Raw genomic sequence first — 19258 nt, 5'->3', positions numbered from 1 at the left:
GCCGCCAGAATGGAGGCGGCCGGTTTAACAGGAGCAGTACCTTTGGGTGCGTTATCCCGTAAAGCATTACTTTAAACAGAGTTCATTTTGCCCATTTCGGATCTGGGCGGCTTACAGAATTAAAAAAATTCATTCGGAGTTGTTATGAAAATTTTATTGGTGGGTAACCATACGTGTGGAAATCGCGGGGATGGCGCGATTCTTCGTGGACTGATCGATTCGATGAAGTCTGCACGCAGTGATTTAGACATTGATGTTATTAGCCGTTATCCAACCAGCTCCGGTTATCTGCTCCAGCAGGATATTCAGCAGGATGCGCTGTATCTGCACAACAGCAAATCGGGTAAAGGCCTGGTCGGTTCGTTTAAGCGTAAAGTGGCGAACCGTCTGATGCCCGATATCATGATGGCGCACCTGGGCAAAGGCGGGATCTTTAAGTCGTTCGCTGTGCCGCCTCACCTGAAGGCCTTTACCGAAAGCCTGGCAAAATATGATGCGATTATTCAGGTGGGCGGATCCTTCTTCGTCGATCTCTATGGCGTGACCCAGTTTGACCATGCGCTCTGTGCGCTGATGGCGAAAAAGCCGATCTATCTGATCGGCCACTCAGTGGGACCTTTCCAGAACCCGCGCGTCAATGCGCTGGCAAATTTTGTTTTTGATCGGGTCGACAGCCTGGTGCTGCGCGAATCGGTCAGCCTTGACCTGATGAAGCGCGATGGCGTGACCAGCTCTAAAGTTGCCTCTGGCGTGGATACGGCATTCCTGGTGCGTGCGCGTGAAGTGGAGAATCCGAGCCACAATCTGCGCTACTGGCAGGGTATTATCGATGGCCGTAAAACCATCGCGATCACCGTACGTGAACTTGCGCCATTTGATAAACGTCTGGGCGTGACGCAGAAGGAGTATGAAGCAGCCTTTGGCCAGGTAATCAATGCGATGATTGCTGAAGGCTATCAGGTCGTCGCCTTCTCCACCTGTACCGGCATCGACAGCTATGCCAAAGATGACCGTATGGTGGCGCTGACGCTGCGTGACCACGTGGCGCAGCCAGAACATTACCATGTCATTATGGACGAGTTTAATGACCTGGAACTGGGCATCCTGCTGAGTCACTGCCATCTGACCATCGGTACACGCCTGCACTCGGCGATTATCTCCATGAACTTTGGCACCCCGGCTGTGGCGATTAACTATGAGCACAAGTCGATGGGTGTGATGAACCAGCTTGGTCTGCCGCAGATGGCAACCGATGTGAAAAGCCTGATGGATGGCTCGCTGATCGACAAGGTGAAAACGGTCCTTGCCGACTACGACAACATCAAGCTCAAGGTCGACACGGCCGTTGCGAATGAAAGGGAAATTGGCAACCGGATCACTGAAGAGATTCTCAAAGTATTAGGGTAATGTGATGAAACTGACTTTTTTCACCATGCGTTTCCCGGTTGCCTCTGAGACATTCGTACTAAATCAGGTGACCCATTTTATTGATGCCGGTTACGAGGTGGAGATTATTTCAGTCTTTCCCGGCGATTTAGTGAACCGGCATGCGGCGTTTGATGAGTATGGTCTGGCGGCGAAGACCCACTATCTGCTGCCGGAAGAGAAAGTCTCGATTGTTGATAAGCTGAACCAGCGTATCAAACTGGTGCTGCCAAAAGTGACGAAGCCGTCGCTGCTGCGTTCGCTGAATGTGCGCCGTTATGGCGCGCAGTCCAGCAAACTGCTGCTGCCGTCGATTGTGGCGAATGCTAAGCAGACCTTTACCGCAGATGTGTTTCTGGTGCATTTCGGCTATGCCGGTGCACTGGCAAACAAGCTGCGTGAACTGGGCGTGCTGAAGGGTAAACAGGCGACCGTGTTTCATGGCGCTGATATCTCCCGCCGTCACATTCTGGAAGAGCACAAACTCGATTACGTCAATCTGTTCCGCCAGAGTGAGCTGATGCTGCCTATCAGCCATCTGTGGGAGAACAAGCTGATTGAGATGGGCTGCCCGCCGGAGAAAATTCACGTGACGCGTATGGGCATTGAGCCGGAGAAGTTTAACTTCCAGCCGCGCCAGGCGTTCCATAAACCGCTGCGTATCGTTTCGGTGGCGCGTCTGACCGAGAAAAAAGGGCTGGATGTCGCGGTGAAAGCCAGCGCCATCCTGAAACAGCGTGGCGGTCAGTTTCAGTACACCATTATTGGCAACGGCGATCAGGATGAGATGATGCGTGATTTCATCGCCCGCGAGGGGATGGAAGATTGTGTCAGCATGCCGGGCTTTAAGCCGCAGGAGGAGATTCGTCGTGCGCTGAGCGAGGCTGACATCTTCCTGCTGCCGTCTAAAACCGCCGCAGATGGCGACATGGAAGGGATTCCGGTCGCACTGATGGAAGCGATGGCGGTTGGCCTGCCCGTGGTCTCTACCTTCCACAGCGGCATTCCGGAGCTGATTGAGAACAATGTTTCTGGCTGGCTGGTGGAAGAGGACGACCCCGATGCGCTGGCGGAAACGCTGCTGAAGTTGTCTCAGGGTGAAGTGGATGTGGCACCCGTGGTTGCTGCGGCACGCCACAAAGTCGAGACTGAATTTAATCAGCATATCGCCTACGGCGAACTGGCACAGATTCTGGAGCGACTGGTGTGAGTGGATTTAAGTCACAGGCAATTTGGCTGTTCGGCAGCACCTGCTTTTCTGCGGTGCTGCAGGTTGCACAGCTGAGCTTTCTTGCCCGCAAACTGGAAACCCACGAGCTGGGGCTGTTAGCCATTATCAACGCCATCCTGGCGGTGGCGGGTGTGCTGCAGGATATGGGAATGAGCAGTTATCTGGTGCATCGCCAGAACATTACCCGTCGTGAGCAGAGCACTATCTACTGGGTCAACGTCTCCCTCAGCCTGTGTACCGGGTTGATCATGTTGCTGATCGCCTTCCCGGTCTCCTGGTTCTATCACCTGCCGGAGCTGACCGGGCTGATCATGCTGACCAGCCTGAACTTCCTGGTGCTGGGGCACCTGTCGCAATATCAGGCGCACTACATCAAAACCAAGCGGATGGTGTCGCTGGCGAAGATTGAGATGGGCACCAAGCTATTTGCCTTCCTCTGTGTCGTGGCGATGCTGGAGTTCACCTCGCTGACGGTGTCGGCGGCGATTCTGGGTCTGTTCATCAACGCCTTTACCCGCATTCTCTGCATGATTGCACTGGGTGAGAAGTCATGGCGTCCGACCTGGGAGTTCGACAAAGCGACCTTCTTCGGCGCGATTCGTTATGGCAGCTATCAGCTCGGTTCGCAGACCATTAATCAGCTGCGTACCCAGGCAGATGCGCTGGTGGTCGGTAAAGTCATGGGCGCTGAGATGCTGGGCGTTTACTCGCTGGCGAAAGAGCTGGTGCTGCAACCGCTGAAGCTGGTCACGCCGGTCATTAACCGTCTGGCACTGCCGCGCTTTGCTGAGAAACAGCACGATGCCGAGCAGCTGAAAAAGCTGTTCCTGAAAGGCACGCTGGGGATCATGCTGTTCAGCAGCGCCATGTATCTGGCTATTGGTATCTTCTCGCCGGTTATCGTGCGTGTGCTTTATGGCGCGTCACATGAGCAGGTCTATCATCTGATCCCGCTGATGCTGCTGTTTGGTATGCTGCGGCCGATGGGGGGGCTGACCGGCGCGATTTCCCAGGCCAACGGACGTACCAACGTTGAGTTCTACTGGAACATCGTGGCGAGCATTGTGGTCCTGATGGTACTGGCAACCACCTTTATCTGGCCAAACGTGCTCTACGTCGCGCTGACGCTCTCCATCTCGCAGATCCTGATCTCGGCACTGGCTCATCCGTTCTTTATCAAGCCGGTAATTGGCATTCGGTTTATTCCTTATGCCCGGCAGTGGGTGGCCGTGTCGGTGGTATTTGTTGGCGTGATGCTGCTGGTAAATCACTTTAATCTGTTTGTGATGCCAGAGTGGTTTGAAGGCTGGCTCTGATTATAAAGCGTTATATCGACGGGCGGCCTGAGGGTCGCCCGTTTTCATTTATAGCTGGTCTCAGCCCTGCAACGAAAAGTGCTGTAGATCACAGTAGTAATATTCGATTACTGATTGTCTTTATTCAGTTTATGGTGTCGCTGGCAATGGGCAAAATGCCGAATTTCCAAGTTATGACAGAGAGTTACTGTCCGCTTTTCAGATAAAGATTATACTTGCTCTTCCGGCCGATCCTGCATAATCGACCCACATCTTCATTTTATTAAACGGAATAAATATGACCAAGCTTAAAGCAGTAATCCCGGTTGCGGGCCTCGGTATGCATATGCTCCCTGCGACTAAAGCCATTCCGAAAGAGATGCTGCCTGTCGTCGACAAACCGATGATTCAGTACATCATTGACGAGTGTGTTGCCGCAGGTATTAAAGAGATTGTGCTGGTCACGCATGCATCGAAAAATGCCGTAGAAAACCACTTCGACACGACCTATGAGCTGGAAGCGCTGCTTGAAGCGCGCGTGAAGCGTCAGCTGCTGAGCGAAGTGCAGTCTATCTGCCCGCCAGGCGTAACCATCATGAACGTGCGTCAGGCACAGCCGCTGGGCCTGGGCCACTCCATTCTTTGTGCCCGCCCGATGATCGGTGATAACCCGTTCGTGGTCGTACTGCCAGACGTTCTGCTGGATGACTCTACCGCTGACCACATGCGTTACAACCTTGCTGCGATGGTTGCCCGTTTTGAAGAGACCGGCCACAGCCAGGTCCTGGCGCAGCATATGCCGACGTCCGATCTTTCTGAGTACTCCGTGATCACTACCGAAGAGCCGATCGATCACCCTGGCGACATCAGCACCATTACCGATTTCGTCGAGAAGCCTGAAGATACAACCGGACTGAACTCTGATCTGGCTGCGGTAGGCCGCTATGTGCTTTCTGCTGATATCTGGGCGGAACTGGAGCGCACTGAGCCAGGCGCCTGGGGCCGTATCCAGCTGACCGATGCGATCGCCAGCCTGAGCAAGCATAAAACCGTTGATGTTTCTCTGCTGACCGGTCAAAGTTTCGACTGCGGTCGTAAACTCGGTTACATGCAGGCGTTCGTCTCTTACGGACTGCGTAACAACGCGCAGGGTCGCGATTTCCGCGAAGCTATCCAGACGATTCTCGCAAAACAAAAGTAATTAAATCGCCGCGTCATACGCGGCAGATTGAAAGGAGCTCACATGGCAATTTTAGTCACGGGCGGAGCAGGCTATATCGGCTCCCATACGGTACTGGCGCTGTTGCAGCGCGGTGATGATGTTGTGGTTCTGGATAACCTCTGCAACGCCTCACGCGAAGCCATTAACCGCGTGGAGAAACTGGCGGGTAAAAAAGCGACCTTCGTTGAGGGCGATATCCGTGACCGCGCCTGTCTGCGTGACCTGTTCGCAGCCAACAGCATTTCAGCCGTTATTCACTTCGCAGCGCTTAAAGCGGTGGGGGAATCGACGCGTATGCCGCTGGAGTACTACGAGAATAACGTGGCGGGTACTGTCGTACTGCTGGAAGAGATGCGTGATGCCGGTGTCTGGAACTTCATCTTTAGCTCATCAGCGACCGTCTACGGCGCAGATGCACCGGTTCCTTACGTTGAGACTACGCCAATTGGTGGCACCACCAGTCCGTACGGCACCTCCAAGCTGATGACCGAATTCGTCATGCGCGACTTCGCCAAAGCAGAGCCGAAGTTTAAAGCGATTGCCCTGCGTTACTTCAACCCGGTTGGCGCGCACGAGTCTGGCGAAATCGGTGAAGACCCGACTGGCATCCCGAACAACCTGCTGCCCTATATCGCGCAGGTCGCGATTGGTCGTCTGGAGAAGCTGGGCGTGTTTGGTGGCGATTACGATACGCCAGACGGAACCTGTCTGCGTGACTACATCCACGTGGTTGACCTGGCGGAAGGGCACCTGAAAGCGCTGGACCATCTGAACAAAGTTGAAGGTTACACTGCCTTCAATCTGGGCGGCGGCAAAGGCTTCTCCGTGCTGGAGATGATCAAGGCGTTTGAGCAGGCTTCCGGCAAGGCGATCCCCTTTGAGATCAAGCCGCGCCGTGACGGCGACCTGCCTGCGTTCTGGGCCGATGCGTCCCTGGCGAACCGTGAGCTTGATTGGCGCGTGACGCGCGGCATCGATGAGATGATGTGTGACACGTGGAACTGGCAGAGTAAGAACCCGGATGGGTTCAGGTAGTTGAAAAGAAAAGGCGAACTTTGGTTCGCCTTTTTTATATTTGAGTTGAATTATCTTAAAAGCCTTTTCCCACTATTCTGATTGCATCATCCTGACGCATCAGCAACTATCCCCTGCCTGATAAAATGCTCATTAGTTGAACTAACACCCCAGGCATAATCGCATTTTATTCGTAATAGCTATACCTGAGTGATAGAATTTACGATTGTTGAATGATAAACCCACTTAAATAATTTCATTAATAAAGTGATATCAATCAACGAAATGCTGGACATCTGGCGGGTTCATGTTGTCAGCACACTCATTCGGTCAAAGATAATCAGCATCGTGGGAGCTGTAACCCAGGGGCGGTAGCGTGCTCTGAAAACGCTTGTGATTGTCTGCTTTTTTTCAGGCACCCATGCCTCAGATAGCTTGTCAGGAATAAACACGTTATGAAGATACTTATCACTGGTGGTGCAGGTTTTATCGGTTCAGCGGTTGTACGTCATGTTATCAACAATACAAATGATGAAGTCATAAACGTTGATAAACTAACCTATGCAGGCAATCTTGAATCGTTAAAAGAGGTAAGCAGCAATCCACGCTACACCTTTAAGCAGATCGATATTTGCGACGGTCAGGCTATTACTGAAGCATTAAATGAATTTCAACCGGATGCCATCATGCATCTGGCCGCTGAAAGCCACGTAGACCGCTCAATCACTGGCCCGGCTGAGTTTGTTCAGACCAACGTGGTGGGTACCTATGCACTGCTGGAAGCGACCCGCCAGTACTGGAGCGCCTTGCCGGAAGAACGTAAAGCAGCTTTCCGTTTTCATCATATCTCGACTGATGAGGTTTATGGTGACCTGCCGCATCCGGATGAAATGGATGGTGAATTGCCGCTATTCACCGAAGAAACCCCTTATGCACCCAGCAGCCCTTATTCCTCAACGAAAGCAGCCAGCGATCATCTGGTTCGCGCCTGGGGCCGCACCTATAAATTGCCAGTCATCGTAACCAACTGCTCTAACAACTACGGTCCTTACCATTTCCCGGAAAAACTCATTCCACTGATTATCAGTAATGCGCTGGAAGGCAAACCGTTACCCATCTATGGCAAAGGCGACCAGATCCGTGACTGGCTCTATGTTGAAGACCATGCGCGTGCGCTCTATACCGTGGTGAAAAATGCACAGACCGGCACGACTTATAACATCGGTGGACATAACGAAAAGAAAAATATCGATGTTGTGTTGAAAGTCTGCGAACTGCTTGATGAGCTGCGTCCAAAAGATACACCTTACAGCGCTCAGATTACCTATGTTCAGGATCGTCCAGGGCACGATCGCCGCTACGCCATTGATGCCGCTAAGATTGAAAAAGATCTGGGCTGGAAACCTGAAGAGACCTTTGAAACGGGTTTGAAGAAGACCGTTGAATGGTACCTTAACAATTCAGAGTGGGTTGAGCATGTGAAGAGCGGTGCGTATCAGAACTGGATCGAACAAAACTACGAGAAGCGTAGCTAATGGATATTCTGCTTTTTGGTAAAAACGGACAGGTGGGCTGGGAATTGCAGCGTGCATTGGCTCCGTTGGGCAATTTAATTGTGGTTGACCGTCATTCCCGTGACTACTGCGGTGATTTTGAAAATCCTGAAGGTGTTGCTGAAACGGTTCGCAAAATTAAGCCAGCGGTTATCGTTAATGCGACCGCCTACACGGCGGTGGATAAAGCGGAATCTGAACAGGACAAGGCCCGTCTGGTTAATGCCACCTCAATCGCGGCATTGGCAGAGGCCGCTGAGGAAATCGGCGCATGGTTAATCCATTACTCCACAGATTATGTGTTTGATGGTACGGGTGATAGGCCCTGGCGCGAAGATGATGCAACCGCTCCGTTAAATGTCTATGGACAGACAAAGCTGGAAGGAGAGCAGGCCATCGTCAATAACATGTCGAAATACCTCATCTTCCGCACCAGCTGGGTCTACGCTGCGAAGGGAAATAATTTCGCTAAGACAATGCTAAAGCTGGCTAAAGACAGGGACACCTTGTCCGTGATTAATGATCAATTTGGCGCACCCACTGGCGCTGAATTGATAGCAGACAGTACAGCACATGCGATAAGAGTGGCACTAAATGACAGCAGCGTTGCTGGCTTGTATCACCTTATTGCAGCGGGTGAAACCACCTGGCATGCCTACGCTACCAGTGTGATCGATTTTGCTAAACAGCAGGGTGTAGAGCTTAACGTTCAGGTGATTAATCCTGTTCCGACCAGCGCATTTCCTACACCTGCCAGACGTCCTGCAAACTCACGACTGAATACAGAGAAGTTCCAGCATACCTTTGGTTTGACGCTTCCAGACTGGCAAAAGGGTGTTGAACGTATGTTGCTTGAGACTCTTAAATAATTAGAACAGGACGTTAAAGTGTCCTGACTACGTAAGGTAAAATTGTGAAAAAGAATAAAGGTATTATTCTCGCTGGTGGTTCTGGAACCCGTCTTTACCCGGTAACAATGGCAGTAAGCAAGCAGTTGTTACCCGTTTACGATAAGCCAATGATTTACTATCCACTGAGCACGCTGATGCTTGCTGGGATCAACGATATACTCATCATCAGTACGCCGCAGGACACGCCACGCTTTGAAAGCTTACTGGGTGATGGCTCTCAATGGGGTATCTCCATTCAGTATAAAGTGCAACCAAGCCCGGATGGCCTTGCTCAGGCGTTCATCATTGGTGAAGAGTTTATTGGTAATGATTCTGTCGCACTCATCCTGGGTGATAATATCTTCTACGGGCATGACCTTTATAAGCAGCTTGAAACCGCATCTCTTAAGGATAATGGGGCAACCGTCTTTGCTTATCATGTTACCGATCCTGAGCGTTATGGCGTTGTGGAATTCGACAGCGAAGGCAAAGCAATTTCACTGGTAGAAAAACCTGAACATCCACGCAGCAACTATGCGGTAACCGGACTTTATTTCTATGACAATAGTGTTGTAGAAATGGCTAAAAACCTGGCACCATCACCACGTGGTGAACTTGAAATTACGGACATTAACCGTATTTACATGGAGCAGGGTAAGCTTTCAGTTTCCATTATGGGCCGTGGACATGCCTGGCTGGATACCGGTACGCATCAGAGTTTGATGGAAGCCAACAATTTTATCCAGACTATTGAATCACGTCAGGGTTTAAAAGTTGCCTGCCCGGAAGAAATTGCCTTCAGAATGGGTTTTATTAACAAAGAGCAATTACAGGAACTCGCTAAGCCGTATCTTAAAAACGAATATGGCAAATACCTGATGGCTTTGGTTGAAGGACGTTTATAATGAAGATTATTGATACGAAAATTGCTGATGTAAAAATTATTGAGCCTAAAGTTTTCGGTGATGAGCGCGGGTTTTTCCTGGAAACGTTCCAGAGTGAAAAATATAAGCGTGCGCTCAATATCGAAAGTGAATTTGTACAGGACAACCATTCGCGCTCAGCAAAAAATGTGTTAAGAGGTTTGCATTTCCAGCGAAATAACCCCCAGGGCAAGCTGGTCCGTGTGGTAAGAGGTGAAGTATATGATGTCGCAGTCGACATCCGACCTGAATCACCAACTTATAAACAGTGGGTTGGCGTTTATCTTTCGGAAGAAAACAAGACGCAATTCTGGGTTCCGCCGGGCTTAGCACATGGCTTCGTTGTTATTTCAGACTATGCAGATTTCGAATATAAATGCACTAACTATTATGACCCTTCAAGCGAAGGTTGTCTGGCATGGAATGACCCTGAACTAGGCATTGACTGGCCTGTTTCAGAGCCTATCCTATCTGAAAAAGACAAAGCCGGACAACTGCTGTCCGAACTGAAATAATTATATTTAATCATTGAAATTAAGGATGAGCCAGGTAAAAAGGCCATCCTTGACTTATTTTAAGGCGTGGTACCTGAAATTTCACCACAGGCTAACTTAATAAAGATTTAGAAGAAAATTCAGTTACGCCAGACTTTTAATGGACAGGGAAAATTACCTTTCAATAGTGTTAAAACAGTCATCATCGGGTTTGACAATCATCATTGTCGGGACTGCATCAATTGAGAATCAAAATTAGTTCGTGATAGCAGTAAAACTCCAGCTCAAGCTTTTAAGAGATTACTAATGAATCCGCATAGTTCGAGATCTACCTCACTCTTTTCTCTGATTCGTCAGACATGGGCAAATCGAAATCTCATTTTCCAGATGACTAAACGAGAGGTTGTTGGTCGTTATCGCGGTTCGACAATGGGAATTTTGTGGTCTTTTATTAACCCCATTTTTATGCTCATGGTTTACACTTTCGTTTTTTCAGTCGTTTTCAAAGCCCGGTGGGGAACCACTGGAGCACTGAATGAATCAAAGACTGATTTTGCCGTGATTCTGTTTGTCGGTCTGATTATTCATGGTCTTTTTGCCGAAACGCTCAGTCGTGCCCCCTCCCTGATACTTGGCAACGTAAACTATGTTAAAAAAGTGGTGTTTCCTTTAGAAATATTACCGGTTGTAAGTTTTTTGAGCGTGCTCTTTCATAGCTTTATTAGCATGCTCGTTTTAATTATCGCCTTTTTCATATTCAATGGTTACATTCATTGGACACTCGTTTTTATACCCGTTGTCATTTTGCCATTGGCCTTACTGACGCTGGGGCTGACCTGGTTTTTATCATCATTAGGCGTCTATCTGCGAGATGTGGGGCAGACAATTACCATAATCATGACCGTAATGATGTTTTTATCACCGGTATTTTATCCGATATCTTCTCTCCCCGAGAACTTGCGCCCGCTGATAATGCTTAATCCGTTAACGTTCATCATTGAGCAGGCCAGAGCGGTACTTATATGGGGCAAGTTACCTGATTTTTCTGGTATTGGAATCTATACACTTATCTCACTATTGGTAATGTGGCTGTGCTACGCCTGGTTCCAAAAAACAAGAAAAGGTTTTGCTGATGTCCTTTAATGAAAATGCGATTGTAATAGATGGCGTAAGTAAATGTTTTCAGGTGTATGAAAATCCAGTAAGAAGATTAAAGCAGTTTATTGTGCCAAAAGTAGACCGGGTGGTGGGTCGTGAAAGCCGTGCTTACCATGAAGATTTTTGGGCTTTAAAGGATGTTTCTTTTGTTTTACCCAAGGGTGAAACAATGGGGATAGTCGGACGAAATGGCTCAGGCAAATCTACGTTACTTCAGATTATTGCCGGGACATTAACTCCTACATCCGGGAATGTCACTGTTAACGGGCGTGTCGCCGCGCTGCTGGAGCTGGGTGCAGGCTTTAACAGTGACTTCAGCGGACTTGAGAACGTTTACCTCAATGCTTCCCTGATGGGATTGACCCGTGAGGAAACGGAAGCAAGACTTGATGACATTCTTTCGTTTGCTGATATTGGCCACTTCATCCATTCTCCCGTCCGCTCATATTCAAGCGGCATGCTGGTTCGACTGGCTTTTGCTGTTCAGGCTCAGATTGAACCGGAAGTATTAATCGTTGACGAAGCCCTTGCCGTGGGCGATGCAAAGTTTCAGGCTAAATGTTTTGCCCGTTTGAAAAAGCTCAAACAAAATGGCACCTCAATTCTCTTTGTTTCACATGCCACAGAGCAGATCGTGACACATTGCGACCGGGCATTACTCCTGGACGGAGGCGTAACACAGGAGTGTGGTGCACCCCGTGAAGTCATAAACCGCTATCTGGACATTCTCTTCGGGAAAAAACGCGAAAACGACAGCACGCGTGCCGATGTGGATAAGCAAATTGCGCTGGCGGCTAAAGGTGAAGAGGAACGGCTGAAGCGGGAAACCGATTTGGAAAAAACGGAAGAGGCTAAAACAGAAAGCCAGCTCAGGCTGAACAGCGTGTTTGATGAACGGCCTCATTACAATCCCTCGGAGTACCGGTGGGGAGATAAGGCAGCAGAAATTTATGACTATCATTTTGATCAGGATGGTCAGGCGTTCCCGGGGATCTTTGAACCCAAAAAGCCTATTAATTTTCTGTTTAAAGTCATTTGTCATGACTATGTTTTCAGACCTATTTTTGGCTTTGCGATCAAAACTAAAGAAGGCGTCACCGTTTACAACACCAACAGTGAGTGGCAGGCAGTATCGATCGTTGAAGAGGTGAAGCCCGATCAATCGTTTATCGTATCAGTAACGTTGCCAAATCTTCTTTTTGAAGGCGACTATTTTGTTTCTGTGGGTATCGCGAGTAGTAACACCCAAGGCGAAATAATCCCTCATGACCGTCGCTATGACTCAATTCATTTGCCTGTAGGACCTGTGGGTACTTTTACCGGTTTGGCCGATCTAAACGCGAGAATTAAACTTGAAAATGGCTAATTTAGAAAAAATTTTATCAGATGCTGGTTTTCATAAAAATGAAGAGACGGCGCTGTGGTCGCCCGCAGATATGAAGGATTTTGCGTATAGCGACGGCGAAGAGACTGAAAACTACATCTACAAAATAATCAGTGAAGTCTCAGACGTCAGCGTTGACTCAGAAGAATTAGAACCCTTCATTGTAGACTGGCCCTCAACCTATCATCTTAGTCCCGTACGTTCGAACCTGCTACGTCCATTCCAGGAGTGGATGAAGGGCAAAAGAATATTAGAAATCGGCTGTGGATGTGGCGCAATCAGCCGGTTTCTAGGCGAGAATGCTGCAGAAGTTGTCTCTGTGGAAGGGAGTTTCCGTCGCGCAACGATTGCCCGCTCACGCTGCCGCGATCTTCCGAATGTTACTGTCATCTGCGCTCCTTCCGATACGCTCCCGGATTTCGGCGATTTCGATGCGGTTTTACTGATTGGTGTCCTTGAATACGCACGTGTTTTCGTGGGTGAAAATGGTGAGCAGGGACTTTTACAAGCGTGCAAGAAGCGTTTGAAAAAGGATGGGAAATTATTTGTTGCGATTGAAAATAAACTGGGTATCAAATATTTTTCAGGCGCTCGTGAAGACCATGTAAACCTGCCGATGTATGGCATTAACAATAGTTACGATGAAAAAAGCGTTGTCACGTTTGGTCGCAAAGAGCTGTTAAATGAACTGAATAAAGCCGGTTTTAAGGATACTCTGGAATATATTCCGTTACCTGATTATAAATTACCATGCACAGTTGTTACTCCACTGGGCTGGCAAAAGCACTCCATAGCGCTGAGTCAGTTAGCAATGGAAAGCGCGCATAAAGAAAAGCAAATCGTTCCACAGCATCTGTTCTCAATTGAGCAGGGCATCAAAAACATCTGGAACAATGAAATTGCTGCTGATCTCTCAAGTTCGTTTTTAATGGTCTCAAGCGCAATTAAACAGGATGTTATTCATGAAAACGTGGCGGCTATTTACTATTCAGATGAACGGAATGCCGACAAGAAGAAGAATGTAGAATTTATACAGACGGATGAAGGCTTGTCTGTATTCTCTGGCTCCAGCCAGGACGGCAATGTCAGGTCGGCTGATATGGAAAGATTCATTTATGGTCAATCTCTCTGGACCGATCTTTTACGCATTATTAATCGTCCCCACTGGCGTATTGATGAATTAGCGGCCTGGGCTAAAGGGTGGCTTGATCAACTTCAGCTCAAAGCGCAGGTGCCGCTGGAGACAGATAAAGATATTGTCCTGCCCGACTCTTACCTGGATGCCTTGCCCTTTAATGTGATCAGAAAAAACAATGGTGAATTTGTTTTCTTTGATCAGGAGTGGCAGGCTGGCGAGACCATTACGCTGGGTTATGTAGCCTATCGTGGTATCTATCATTCCCTGTTACGCGTGACGTCTGCTGGCAATAGCCGAAACTGTAATAGCAACAACATTGCTGAGCTGACGACAGCGGTGTTAAATGCTATGGGCTTTTCATGCTCAAGTGCTGAATCACGAAAATATCTGAAGCAGGAGTCAGCGTTTCTGGCGAAAATTCAGCACAAAGATGCTGAAAATATTTATACAACGCTCAAAGGTTTTTCCCTTTCTGTTCGTGCTGAATACTGGACTGACCTGAATGATCTCAATTCATTGAGAAGTTACGAAAAAAACATCAACGAGCAAAATGAGGTCCGTATTACAAATCTGGAAGAATCGCTGAAAAATGAGAGCGAGCGTGCCAGTCGGTTGCAGGAAGAGTTAAATCAGATTCATGCCCTTTATGAACATCAGGGCCATGTTTTGAACAAGTATCGACATGATGTCGAAACCATTCTGAACTCTGCCAGCTGGAAAATTTCCGCTCCGCTACGTGTTGCAGGCCGCCGGGTTCCATTAAAGATAAGGCAACCAGTAAAGAGACTCTTTTTCAGATTGTTTTATCTGGGGCAGAGAGTAAAAGTAAAATCAGGTAAGGTTATTGCGCAGGTCACATCTAATAACAGTGGTTTAAAAAAGCGCGTGAGAGAAGTTTCGCGAAACATCTATATGCAGTTGCCAGAGCGATATAAAGAAAAAGCGTTAAAAGTCGCTATGAAAGTGCGTCCTGCTTGGTTCAGGCATCACCCTGCCTTTAACCAGGCTCTGTATGAAAAGACTATTATCAATAATAGTAAGGGGACTCAGCCAGTCTTCCTTTCGCATAGTAATAATGGAACCTATTCATTCTCTGATCGTCCGGATGAGTACGTTTACATTCCGGCCAAAAAGCCGAATTATTTTAAAGATATTCTTAATGAGTTTGAGGTCAAGCCGCTTTTCTCAATAATTGTACCTATCTACAATACGCCACTGGACCTGCTGGCATTGATGGTTAAGTCGGTAGAAGATCAATGGTATGACAACTGGGAATTAGTGCTGGCTAACGACTGCAGTCCTGATGAGGAGACTGCACCCGCTCTCGACGCTTTAAAAGATCCCCGAATCAAAGTCATTCACATGGAAAAAAACCAGGGGATTGCTGGCGCAACTAACGTTGCAATAGAGAATGCAAGCGGTGATTACATTGTCTTCCTAGATCATGACGATGAGTTAACGCAGGATTGCCTGTACGAATTTGTAAAATGCATCAACGAAGAAGATCCTGATTTTATTTATAGTGATGAGGATAAATTTACGCCGGAAGGGAACTATTCTCAGCCTCACTTCAAACCCGACTGGTCACCAGATACCATGATGGGCACCATGTATACCTGCCATGCTGCCTGTGTTCGCCTGAGCACTGCCCGCCAACTGGGAGGATTACGGACAGAATTTAATGGTTGTCAGGATTGGGACTTCATTCTCAGATTAAGTGAGATAACGCAGAGAATTTCGCACATTCCGAAAATTCTGTATCACTGGCGCATCATCCCGGCCTCGGTCGCGTCTGATATCACCGCTAAGCCCTATGTCTTAGCCGCTTCTAAAGCGGTACGTGAAGATGCGCTTAAGCGACGTGGTATTGAGGGGACTGTTGAAGAGCTGCCTGGCTATCATGGATATTTCCGCGTTAATTATGATCTCCGTCCGGAGACCCTGATTTCAATTATCATCCCTACGCGGGATAATCATGACGTGCTTGCGCGCTGCATTAATTCAATCCGCAGTAAAACCCGCTGGAGCCATTACGAGATTATTGTTGTTGATAATGGATCTCAGAAGCCCGATACGCTTACGTATCTTGATGAACTTAAGTCCCAACGCTTTGCCACTGTCATAAGACATGACCAGCCTTTCAATTTTTCTGAGCTGAATAACATCGGCGTTGCCCATTCTGAAGGTAGCCTGTTACTTTTCCTAAACGATGATACTGAAGTACTGCAGGATGACTGGCTGAACAGACTGGGTGGTTACGCTCAGCAGAAACACGTGGGGGCTGTTGGCGCTAAACTGGTCTATGCTGACGGGCAGACTATGCAGCATAGCGGAGTTCTTAATCTCCAGACCGGCCCTGTTCATGCCTATATCGGTCAGGATAAAAATCACCCCGGCTATTTTTTACGCAATCAGATTGAATATAACTGGCTCGCCGTAACAGGAGCGTGTCTGATGGTTGCGCGTGATAAATTTGAATCGATAAACGGTTTTGATGAATCATTCCCTATCGCTTATAACGATGTTGATATCTGTATGCGTCTGGTCGAAAACGGTTACTATAACGTTATGTGTCAGGCGGTTACGCTTATCCATCATGAGTCTGTTTCGCGTGGGCTTGATCACATGGATGCTGAAAAAGTAAGACGTTTGCAAAATGAACTGAGTCGTCTAAACAGTAAACATCCGCTGTACTATCAGTACGACCCTTTCTACAACGTCAACTTTGCTTTTAACGGACATAATTTCGAGATCATGAAATGATTAATTGCGATAACACTGTTAACCCTGCTTATACGAAAGAAGAGATGGATCTGATTTCACTTCGTCATTTAGCTAAAGACGCCAGAGTTATCTCTTTTGATTTTTTTGATACTCTTTTTATTCGCCCGCTTGACAATCCTGAAGATGCATTTGATCTGTTAGCGAATAAGTTTTCTATTCCTGACTTCAGGCAGTTGCGCCGCAATGCACAAAAAAATGCTTTTGCACAAATGGTTAAAGAGGGCAGGAAAGAAATAACCCTGAGAAATATTTATAACAACTTTCAGGGCACACGTGGCGATACTGAAAGTCTGATGGAAGCTGAATATCAGCTTGAGCTGGCGCTGGTCGAGCCAAATCCTTTCTTTATTAGTTTTTTCAACGATTTAATTTTATCAGGTAAAACCGTCGTTATTACCTCAGATATGTACCTTGAAGAGGATTTCTTCCGTGCGGCGTTGAAGAAGTATGATATGCCGGACGTCCCGTTGTACATCTCTGCAAGTCGCAATGCGACAAAGCGGGATACGGGTGAGATATTTGATTATCTGCTTGCAGAATGCGAGGTGGAACCGCATCAGGTGTTGCACATCGGTGATAATGAAATGGCCGATTTCATCAAGCCCCGCGAAAAAAGTATCAACGCATGGCACTACCAGTCGCCTCATCTGGTTAACAAAGGAAAAAAACAGCCTCTTGCTTCGTCGCTGATCAACGGCATGATTCGGACCCTGCGGCCAGATAATGTCGCTGCCGGTTCATTTCAGCAGCTGGGATACGAATACCAGGCACCCGCGACCTGGGGCTTTCTTGAGTGGATTCGCAAACAATGCCTGACAGACAATGTTGATAAACTCTTGTTTGTTTCCCGTGATGGTTATGCGCTAGAAAGACTGGCGTCGCGCTATTTTACGGAAAAGCTGCCTTCGTTCTCCTATTTCATGGGTTCACGTATTGCTTTCAATCTCTCTCTGATGGATGAAGAGAACTTCAGCCAGAACCTTGCTTTCCTGATGTCAGGTTCAGATGGATTATCCCCAGGGGAATTACTTGAACGCATTGGTGTAGAGCCACCGGCAGATCACGTAATGATGTCGGCAGGAGTTGCACCTGACCTGGTCATTGCGCCGGAAAATTACGAGCTAGTCGAAAAGTTTCTCATCGCGCTCCGCGCTGAGATTCTTAAGGTATGTCAGCGCAACCGTCGGGGGTTGTTCATCTATCTTCACTCCCTGGGCATCAAAGAGGGCGATACTGTCGCTATGGTAGATGTAGGCTGGAGCGGAACGACGCAGGAAGCGTTTATCCATACCGTTAAGAAATTCATGAACATAAATGTGATTGGCTATTATTTTTGTATTGCTAATACCTTTGAAAGAAAGCGCCGTACGCCACATCAAAAAATGAAGGCATTTATTGATAACGATACGACCAGTCCGACTTTAGTGGACAAGATTTACGAGAATCGCGTGGCCATAGAGCTATTTTTCTCTGCGCCGCACAATACGGTCATTGGCTATAAACCTGTCAAAAACGGCGTGTGTCCAGTCACCGATCCTGGCCGGACGAAATCAAAAGATCATAATTTGATCAATGCACAACTGACCGAGGGTGTGGACAGATTCTGTAATGATTTTCTGGCAATGTTAGCAAGACTACAGGTCAATCTTACGCCAATGCAGTTGGCTGAACCGCTCATCTCGTTGACAACAAAAGATGACTGGCGCAGAAATCATCTTTTCATGCAGATTGAAAATTTTGACTCCTGGGGCAGCACACGTAATAAAGTTGTCAAGTTTCAGGATTACTTCAAGAACAGTTCCACATGTTAATAACCGGCCAAAAGGGACATGTTGCTGTTCTTATGGGCACCTATAATGGTGCCGCTTTCATAGAGAAGCAGCTGCAGTCTGTAAAAGATCAGGACTGGAAAAACTGGTCTTTATGGATTTCTGATGATGGATCTGAAGATGATACCCGCTCGATTACCGAGCGGGTTTTTTCGGGTGCAGAAAACAGCTGTACCCTTCTGGCCGGTCCGCAAAAAGGCTTTAGCGAAAACTTTAAGTCTCTGATTGGCAATCCGGCAATAGAAGCAGATTTTTATGCTTTTGCTGATCAGGATGACATGTGGCGTCCCGCAAAACTTTTGCGTGCCGTTGAGTATCTGCAATCTCTGCCCGAAGAGGTTCCTGCGCTCTATTGCACCCGAACCCGGTTAATTGACGAGCATGATCAGGTCCTCGGTTTATCGCCGCTTAATGCTAAAAGACCCGGTTTCCCTAACGCATTACTGCAAAATATTGCCAGCGGGAACACGATGGTCTTTAACGCAGCGGCGCGGCAGCTTTTTCTGAAGATACTCGACTTACCTGTGATCGCTCACGACTGGGCGCTTTATCTCATCGTAAGCGCCTGTGGCGGCAACGTGTTTTTTGATCCCGAGCCATCAGTCTTATACCGACAGCATAACGCGAATGTGATTGGCAACGGAATGAACCTGACACAGCGGGTCAGCAATTTCGTCGATGCTCATCAGGGACGCAACCGACACTGGAATGATGTAAACTTCCGCTTTCTGACGCAGCTAAAAGCGGAAATGACGCCGGAAAACCGGGTTATTTTTGAGGCTTTTCGTCATATCCGGGATAACACATTACCTGCGCGTTTAAAATTATTCAAAGCTTCAGGCGTCTACCATCAAAATCGCCTGGGTCAGATGACGAATTTCTCTTACGCTCTATTTAACAAGTTCTAATTTTGGTAAT

The 19258-nt window shown here is 47.9% G+C and carries 14 protein-coding genes; all 14 read left to right on the top strand.

Annotated elements, in window-relative coordinates:
• The first annotated feature begins 144 nt into the window (after nt 1-144).
• The 14 genes from wcaK (at nt 145) to F3I20_RS00250 (ending at nt 19248) form a co-directional block, all read left to right on the top strand.
• Nucleotides 145-1407 carry a colanic acid biosynthesis pyruvyl transferase WcaK gene (gene wcaK / locus F3I20_RS00315; RefSeq protein WP_150037020.1) on the top strand — a complete coding sequence of 421 codons (1263 nt, stop codon included), beginning with the start codon at nt 145-147 and terminating at the stop codon, nt 1405-1407.
• A gap of 4 nt (nt 1408-1411) precedes the next feature.
• Nucleotides 1412-2635, top strand: coding sequence for a glycosyltransferase (locus F3I20_RS00310; protein ID WP_150037021.1), 1224 nt, complete (start codon nt 1412-1414; stop codon nt 2633-2635).
• Nucleotides 2632-3972 carry a lipopolysaccharide biosynthesis protein gene (locus F3I20_RS00305; protein WP_150010341.1) on the top strand — a complete coding sequence of 447 codons (1341 nt, stop codon included), beginning with the start codon at nt 2632-2634 and terminating at the stop codon, nt 3970-3972. Before F3I20_RS00310 ends, F3I20_RS00305 begins: the two co-directional genes overlap by 4 nt.
• 277 nt (nt 3973-4249) lie before the next feature.
• Nucleotides 4250-5152 (top strand): UTP--glucose-1-phosphate uridylyltransferase GalF, encoded by a 903-nt coding sequence (gene galF, locus F3I20_RS00300; protein WP_150013637.1) that lies wholly within the window; start codon nt 4250-4252, stop codon nt 5150-5152.
• Nucleotides 5153-5194: 42 nt separating this feature from the next.
• Entirely contained in the window at nt 5195-6208 is a 1014-nt protein-coding gene (galE, locus tag F3I20_RS00295) for a UDP-glucose 4-epimerase GalE (protein ID WP_150037022.1), read from the top strand.
• 434 nt (nt 6209-6642) lie between these two features.
• Entirely contained in the window at nt 6643-7722 is a 1080-nt protein-coding gene (gene rfbB / locus F3I20_RS00290; RefSeq protein WP_150037023.1) for a dTDP-glucose 4,6-dehydratase, read from the top strand.
• On the top strand, nt 7722-8609 hold the full coding sequence (gene rfbD / locus F3I20_RS00285) for a dTDP-4-dehydrorhamnose reductase (protein WP_150037024.1): 888 nt from the start codon (nt 7722-7724) through the stop codon (nt 8607-8609). Before rfbB ends, rfbD begins: the two co-directional genes overlap by 1 nt.
• A gap of 44 nt (nt 8610-8653) precedes the next feature.
• Entirely contained in the window at nt 8654-9535 is an 882-nt protein-coding gene (gene rfbA / locus F3I20_RS00280) for a glucose-1-phosphate thymidylyltransferase RfbA (RefSeq protein ID WP_150037025.1), read from the top strand.
• Nucleotides 9535-10068 carry a dTDP-4-dehydrorhamnose 3,5-epimerase gene (gene rfbC / locus F3I20_RS00275; protein ID WP_150037026.1) on the top strand — a complete coding sequence of 178 codons (534 nt, stop codon included), beginning with the start codon at nt 9535-9537 and terminating at the stop codon, nt 10066-10068. Before rfbA ends, rfbC begins: the two co-directional genes overlap by 1 nt.
• A gap of 285 nt (nt 10069-10353) precedes the next feature.
• Entirely contained in the window at nt 10354-11190 is an 837-nt protein-coding gene (locus F3I20_RS00270; protein WP_150037027.1) for an ABC transporter permease, read from the top strand.
• The gene (locus tag F3I20_RS00265; protein ID WP_150037028.1) at nt 11180-12571 is read left to right on the top strand and encodes an ABC transporter ATP-binding protein; all 1392 of its coding nucleotides are present in this window, start codon (nt 11180-11182) and stop codon (nt 12569-12571) included. Before F3I20_RS00270 ends, F3I20_RS00265 begins: the two co-directional genes overlap by 11 nt.
• A complete protein-coding gene (locus F3I20_RS00260) occupies nt 12564-16490 on the top strand; it encodes a glycosyltransferase (protein WP_150037029.1) in 3927 nt (1308 codons plus the stop codon). Before F3I20_RS00265 ends, F3I20_RS00260 begins: the two co-directional genes overlap by 8 nt.
• A 44-nt stretch (nt 16491-16534) precedes the next feature.
• Nucleotides 16535-18322: an HAD family hydrolase gene (locus F3I20_RS00255; protein ID WP_150037030.1), complete on the top strand. Its 1788-nt coding sequence runs from the start codon at nt 16535-16537 to the stop codon at nt 18320-18322.
• A complete protein-coding gene (locus F3I20_RS00250) occupies nt 18316-19248 on the top strand; it encodes a glycosyltransferase family 2 protein (protein ID WP_150037031.1) in 933 nt (310 codons plus the stop codon). Before F3I20_RS00255 ends, F3I20_RS00250 begins: the two co-directional genes overlap by 7 nt.
• The last annotated feature ends 10 nt before the right edge of the window (nt 19249-19258 follow it).

This window comes from Candidatus Pantoea gossypiicola (assembly GCF_008632075.1).
In the GTDB taxonomy this organism is placed as follows: Bacteria; Pseudomonadota; Gammaproteobacteria; order Enterobacterales; family Enterobacteriaceae; genus Pantoea; species Pantoea gossypiicola.
Note: the sequence above shows the minus strand (reverse complement) of the source record. Positions and strands in the feature narration are given on the sequence as shown.